Origin of the sequence: Legionella drozanskii LLAP-1 (genome assembly GCF_001467585.1) — a bacterium.
Taxonomy (GTDB): domain Bacteria; phylum Pseudomonadota; class Gammaproteobacteria; order Legionellales; family Legionellaceae; genus Tatlockia; species Tatlockia drozanskii.
The window spans coordinates 596,840-603,331 of record NZ_LNXY01000027.1; the positions used below are offsets into that span (position 1 = coordinate 596,840).

The following is a 6,492-nucleotide window of genomic DNA, read 5'->3' on the forward strand; positions in this document are numbered from 1 at the left end:
GTTTTGTGTATACATTCTTCAATGTAATGATCGTAGCTATTATACAGGTCAGGTCATACTGATAATCTTGAACATCGTCTTCATCAACATCAAAATAAGATATTCCAAATGGTTACACAAGTACTCGCTTACCTATCCGATTAATGTATTCTCAATCCTTTAATACAAGGGAAGAAGCTCTTGCAGACGAGCTACGAATTAAAGGATGGAGTCGTAGAAAAAAAGAAGCGCTTATTTCTCAAGATTGGAGTACATTAAAACATTATGCTTCGAGACGGCGCTAATGCGCCTCCTCAGCACGAACGGATTAGAAACATATAAATTCCATATCTCAGGGCTAATTGGAAAGGTACAGCGAGGGATCTTCTGATTTAGGAACAGTGCTCCATGAAGGAGATTCCTCGTTGTGCTCGGGATGACGTAGGCATGTTGGCTAATGGCTGTGAGGGTTGGGGAGAGGGAAATCACCTTAGCCTGACGGCTAGGGCTTGGCCCTGAGGTATCTTCACTTTTTTTGAACAAAAATAGGTGTTGCTCCAATCAGTAGCTCGATCCGTTCGGCTGAGTCCTTCGAGAGCCTCAGGATGCTCGGGTGCGCGTAGCGCTGTCTCGAAGCCTTGGTGCAAAGCCCCTTCGAGGTTGCCTCAGGACAGGCCTTCGAGACGTCGCTGGCGCTCCTCCTCAGGCTGAACGGTTCAGTAAAACACTGGATTTGGCTCGAAATATTATCCAAAAAAAAAAGTAAAGATCTTCTAGGGCTTGGCCAACCTATATTCATAGCTTGTCTTTAAGAAGGGCTTTGGGCGTCCACTAGTTCGATCTGATGAATCTGCAAGGGTTCACCTAAAAAGATTTCGCCCACGGCTTGGAAGCGTTTTACCGAGTCAGTCACTAAATAATTGATTCGCTTGCCCGAAGGTTGCTCTTGGTTAAACAAATTAGCCTCTCCAAGCACCTTCTGTAGTGCTTTGGCTGTGGCTTCAGCAGAATCGACGATGGTAACCCCTTCTGGCAAAAGCGTGGTGAGTAATGGTTTGAAAACTGGGAAGTGCGTACAGCCTAAAAGCAGGGTATCTTCACTGCCAAAATCGGCTAGGTAATGTTTTAAAGTTTCTCGCGCGATAGCATTCCCAATCATCCCTTCTTCTGCCAAGGCCACTAGAAGGCTACAAGCACGCGCATTAATCGTCGCCTGCGGTAAATGGGCTGTAATTAAGCTCTGATACGCATTCGAAGCAATCGTGGTTTCAGTGGCTAATACGACGATGCGATGATTTTTAGTGGCAGCAACGACCGCTGAGGCTCCTGGAGTCACCACACCTATCACTGGCATATCAGGGAGCATGGCTTGCAAATGCGGCAACGCAGCAGTGGTTGCTGTATTACAAGCAATTACCAGGGCTTTGATTTGTCTTTCCACGAGAACGCGTGCCATCTGAATCGCGTATTGCTGGATGGTATTAGGACTTTTAGTTCCATAGGGCAGCCGCGCGGTGTCGCCCAAATAAATGAAGGACTCTTTTACAAGGGTGGTCTTTAAGGCACGCAGTACAGTCAAACCACCCATCCCTGAATCAAATACACCTATAGGCAAATTATTTTTATTCATTTTATTCTTCTTAATCGTTTAAAAATCCATTTTCCACTTTTAAACAGGCGGGGCTGGCCTGATAGTATCATCACTCTCTTTATTCTTTTTTTCTACACTTTCAATTTCTTCTCGCTTTCCTTTATAAAACCTCGTCAAATGAGTTGTATCTTTCTCAGTCGTTTGCTTAGATTTTTTATCTACTTTTAACTCATCAACTTTCTTTATGTTTTTAAGGAGTACAGTGACGCTAGGATGATCTTTAAAATAGTTTTCATAAGCAGATCCCTTTGCAAACCCGTATACGCTTCCAAACTCTTTTTCTGGATTAAACTGTGCATTATCTATAATGATTGATTTTTCATCAAATCTCATATTGGGATCATTTCTTCCGATTACCATTAACGCCGTCCATGCAAATTTCACTTGTTCAAGTGAACCTTTTAAAAGAATAGGATCATCGGGGGTCGGTGGTTTGCCACGTGCAGCAATCATTCGAGTTGCCATGTCCATCACCTGATGAACTTGAGCTCCCGTGTCTTGAGGAAACTTATTAGCCGTCAGCGTCATTGCTGACTGATATTGGGTAACCCCTTTACTGTCAACTATGGGGCTTAAATCACCCGCTCTACGTTCTTCTATGTAGGAACTTTTTTCTTCACCTGTGACAGCTCCAGTATTTTTATCTACTTTTTCATAAATCACGGTATATTCGCGAAAGTGACCTGGCTCAACCATGCCCACAAGATCAAAACAATCTGGAGACACCGCTGATATTAGCTTAAGATTTTTATCATCATCAGAGGGTTTACCTTCACTTTTCCAGGTCGCAGTAAAATGCCTTGCCCGATCAGAATTTGGATAATCCTTCGCATAACTTTTAGAACCCTTTATACGAATATCTGTTTTGCCTTCTTCCGCCTGCTTAAGGGTTTTTAAAATTCCTTGTCTGATAACAAGAGGAGCATTATCCGGAGCAGTGGGTTCTCCCCTAAATAAAATCTGTAATTTTTCGTATTCGTCTAGTTCTTTCTTAATTTGAGCTTGTAGCTTGGTTATTTTTGTTCTTCTGTCAGTCATTGCTTCCTGCATTTCCTCTTTATCTTGGATTGAGAGACGAGGACGAATATCATCAATATCCTTATTAGAAGGCAAACTATCTAATTCTTGCTGAGCTTGGTTAAATTGGTCTCGCAGATGGGTTATCATGGTATCGCAAGTTGTTGATACCTCGCGAAGTTGGCTGCCCATTTTTTTTGCATTTTCTTTTGAGGCAGCTTGAAACGCCGGATTAAGCCAATACAAGGGTTTAGCGGTAGCAAGTCGCTTTAGCGGCGAGAGAGAACTTAATTTTGTGTTAGTAAATTGTTCTGTTTGAGTTGTGAGCCTTCTATCCAGGACAGTAAGCTCTGCTACATACGAATTACTGTCCAGTAGAGCTTGCTTTCTTCCCGCAATTTTCATTTCGGCAAAACGTTTTGGCGTGATTTGTTTATCTAGAGAGGGGTCAAATTTCGCTAAGTAAGAAGGTGCAGGTTTCTTATTAATCTTCTCAAGAAACTCTCTGTAAGTCTCAGCAGCTAAAGCTGTGCGAAGCTCTGCTACCTCTCCCGGCGCTGGCGCATTTGATAGTTGAGCAGTTTTGCCTAAGGCAGCTATCATCGCATAGATTGCTTTATATTTTGCATTTGGAGCTGGTCGGGCATTATATGCTGCTAATACATGTTGATTATAGGTGTGTTGATTCTTAATACTCTGCTGAATTTGATTAGCGTTAAAGGCACCCTTTATCGTATTAATAGTTACCCTATCAGCTGGTTTAGTCAAACCCATTATGTTGTAAATAATATGTTTAACTCTAGTATCATATTCAACACCGTAATCAAAATTAGTTTGATTAAGACTTAAAACATAGCCAGTTACTTGATCGATTTGATCTTTATTTAAAGAGGGTTGTATCGTTACTAATACATTCGCCAGTGCACTATTTGGAATGCTAGACATAGCAGTTAAATATTTATTTTCTGCAACCAATGCAGAAACTATGAGAGCATCAACAAATTTTCCATCCAATATGCGATAAACTTCTTTATCTTCTTTCGCTTCGCTTAAAGCAACCACTGCTTTAGGGTTTGCGAGTAAAGCACGTTGTTTATCTAAGGGCAGGCTATCTACTAAATTGATTAATCTTGGATGTAGAGAACCAAAAAACGACAAACGCCGGTTCAGATCTAGTTTAACAAGCTGAGTGCAAGCTGCTTTTTGCATCTGCTCCATTGTTTTAGCGTTTACCCAGCTATGATCAGTGACCTGGAGCGTGGTAAGTGCTGCTTTAAACTGATCGATATCCGCTGCGTTGGCTAAGATTTCTAATACATTGGGTGAAGCTGGTGTAGCTACTGCAGGAATTTTTTCAGAAGGTAAATTGCGGATTAAAGATTCGACTAAACTTGTCTGAACTCTTTGTTGTTGCTTAGCGGGAAAGTCAGGAGTTGTAATTAGGGCATCGAGATGTACACTACTATTAGGATTATTAATCTTATCTAATAAGTCAGTTTGATTTTTATTACCAGTCGCCCAGTTCCGCAAATCGATTGGTTGTTTTGCCCGTCTTATTTCTGACTCGGCAGCAGCATAAGCACGAATTTGCTTTCCTATGTTTCTATCGTAATTTTTAATTAAGGCTGTTAACCCTCTATCTCCCGGAGATAATCCTAATAATTTATTAACTGGAGTAATTACACTTGCAACATCACTGGCATGAATCAAATTATCTAAGTCAGTAGTAGTTAAATCTGGAAGTTTTTGCTCTAGGTAAGTAAGCAAAGCTTGAGCGCAGGTTTTGTAGCTATTTTCAACATCTGCATCAAAATAAGCTTTTATCTTATCTTGCACCTCTTTAGGCTGGTTGATTGCAAGATGATTTAGGTAATTAGCAGCAAAATGACTAGGATTAGATACAAGCAGCTTCAGCACATCTAAACGATCATTCTTTTCATCGGTTGTTGGCAAAAAGGTTATATTCTTACGAATATGGGCTAGTGCGACGATATCTTCTACATGAGGATCGGTAAAAGCTTCACGGAATGGTTTTCCTATCACTCCTGAAAAACCAAAAGCCTCTTCAGTCTCTAGTTTTTGTTGTAGCTCTTTGTTGTCTTTTACAGCTATTAATGCATTAAGAGCAGCCTCGTCTTCGCAGGTATCTATTCTTATTTTTAGCGCTCGACTGGCAGCGGCCTGACGGATACTCGCAAAGGTAGCATCCGTTACTGCATGGACTAGATATGGACCATTTTCTGGCAGTCCTTTAATCGTATTTAGGAGCGCTGCAGTATTCACAGAACTAGCAATCGCTTCTAAGCCTTTAATATCTCTGGCGGGTAAGCTAGAGTAGGTTGCAATTAAATAGCGAGTACCTAACTGGCCTCTGAGCTCATCGACATCGCTATCTGCTAGATCTCTAGCCCCATCTATTCCTATACTACCCTTAAAGTCAGATGCCCTAAAGAGAATATTTTTGACCAATGCGCTCGTTACTTGCTCATCCGACGACGCATCAATCACTAGAGAAACTCTTCTTTTAGCTGCGGCATGGGTTATCGCCCCTTTAAGATCAGCATGGGACATATTATCGGTGAAATGAGCTCCTCCTGACGCAATCTCACAAACTGCTCTTGCTGCATTTCGGAAATCCTTATCGTTTTTACTAACAAGTAGCTCCCTTAGATAGTTAGTATCACGATAACCCACAATTTTTTTAATTAATAATTGACGCCGCGCTACTACTTTAATGTGGTCAACCCAAGGATTGGTAATTACTGCTTCAGTTGCTGGGTCCCATTTGCCCGCACCTGTGCTCGCAGGTTGGATTGTTACCTGAGGTTGCCCGAAAATACTTACTCCATCGTCTCCGAAAAGTTTTTTGCGTGTTTCAGTATGAGAATTGGCTGCTATGATCGCTTCAAGCTGCGCTTCGCTAGCTTCTTTAAGAGTGTAAAGTACACGCAATCCAGCTGCATAACGTTGCATCAGAGCAAAATCAGATACAGCCCTGTCCAAAAACTGCGCATCATTGAGATCAGCTGAACTTACTCTAAATGGAGCTGTTGTTCCTAAGCCATTCCAAACTGCAGGGTGGCTAAGGATGGCGGCTCTAAAAGCACCATCGTCATTACTAGCAATGGATTCTAATATCGCATTTAATGCAGAAATAGAATTTGGTCGGTTTGCCAATTGAGGGTCTTTTAATGCGTCAATAAATTCTTGATTTTTTGGCATGAGCTTACTCCGGATTTACAAATAGCAATTATATTAATTAATTTTAATCTTTATTTCTTAACTCTACCTTAAGGTTTTTGTAGAAAAGTCTTGAAATGAAAAAAAGTTCGTATAATTTGTATAGTATACCAGAGCTACAGGGTCGTGGCATGAACAGAATTTTCTCTCTTATACTTTTCCTTTTTCCAAGCCTTTTGTTTGCACAAGGTTGCATTATTGGTAATAAACCGGACCGTCCTCGTTATGTTTGTTTTGATGGCAGAACACTTGCCACAAGTTCGACTGGCTTTGTTTGGAATGCCAAACGCGGTTGTTTTATGAGCTCTATTCCCTGTTGCGCTTATGATGCGACCCATTATAGCTATTCGGAGGATCCGCAGTATGTTTACCATTCGTTTAAGCGCTGCCGTTATCAGTACCCTTTCCATTTAGGAGAAATGCAGACGCATTAATTTATTTAGCCTGCAATCTATAGATACTGACAGCAGCTAGAGCTCTTTGCGCTTGGGTGTTTTTAATTTGATTTTTATGAATAATAAAAATACAATGAAACCCCTGCTGGATACCATAGAACCTAATGTACGAAAAAACCGAAAAAGAAGACAATAATGAAGAGGCAAGAA

At 41.1% G+C, this 6,492-nt stretch carries 3 protein-coding genes; 1 reads left to right on the forward strand and 2 read right to left on the reverse strand.

Annotated features, from left to right (window positions below; translation table 11 throughout):
• Positions 1–787: 787 nt before the first annotated feature.
• Positions 788–1,609, reverse strand: coding sequence for a glutamate racemase (gene murI / locus Ldro_RS11860; RefSeq protein WP_058496615.1), 822 nt, complete (start codon positions 1,607–1,609; stop codon positions 788–790).
• Between the two features lie 39 nt (positions 1,610–1,648).
• Complete coding sequence (locus Ldro_RS11865) at positions 1,649–5,869, reverse strand: hypothetical protein (RefSeq protein WP_058496616.1); 4,221 nt, start codon at positions 5,867–5,869, stop codon at positions 1,649–1,651.
• A 149-nt stretch (positions 5,870–6,018) separates the two neighbouring features.
• On the opposite strand from Ldro_RS11865, the gene Ldro_RS11870 reads away from it, so the two are divergent.
• Positions 6,019–6,321 carry a hypothetical protein gene (locus Ldro_RS11870; protein ID WP_058496617.1) on the forward strand — a complete coding sequence of 101 codons (303 nt, stop codon included), beginning with the start codon at positions 6,019–6,021 and terminating at the stop codon, positions 6,319–6,321.
• Positions 6,322–6,492: the final 171 nt, after the last annotated feature.

Excerpts from the sequence above, each read along its gene's own strand:
- murI (WP_058496615.1), bottom strand. The coding sequence starts at position 1,609 with ATGAATAAAAATAATTTGCCTATAGGTGTATTTGATTCAGGGATGGGT.
- Ldro_RS11865 (WP_058496616.1), bottom strand. The coding sequence starts at position 5,869 with ATGCCAAAAAATCAAGAATTTATTGACGCATTAAAAGACCCTCAATTG.
- Ldro_RS11870 (WP_058496617.1), top strand. The coding sequence starts at position 6,019 with ATGAACAGAATTTTCTCTCTTATACTTTTCCTTTTTCCAAGCCTTTTG.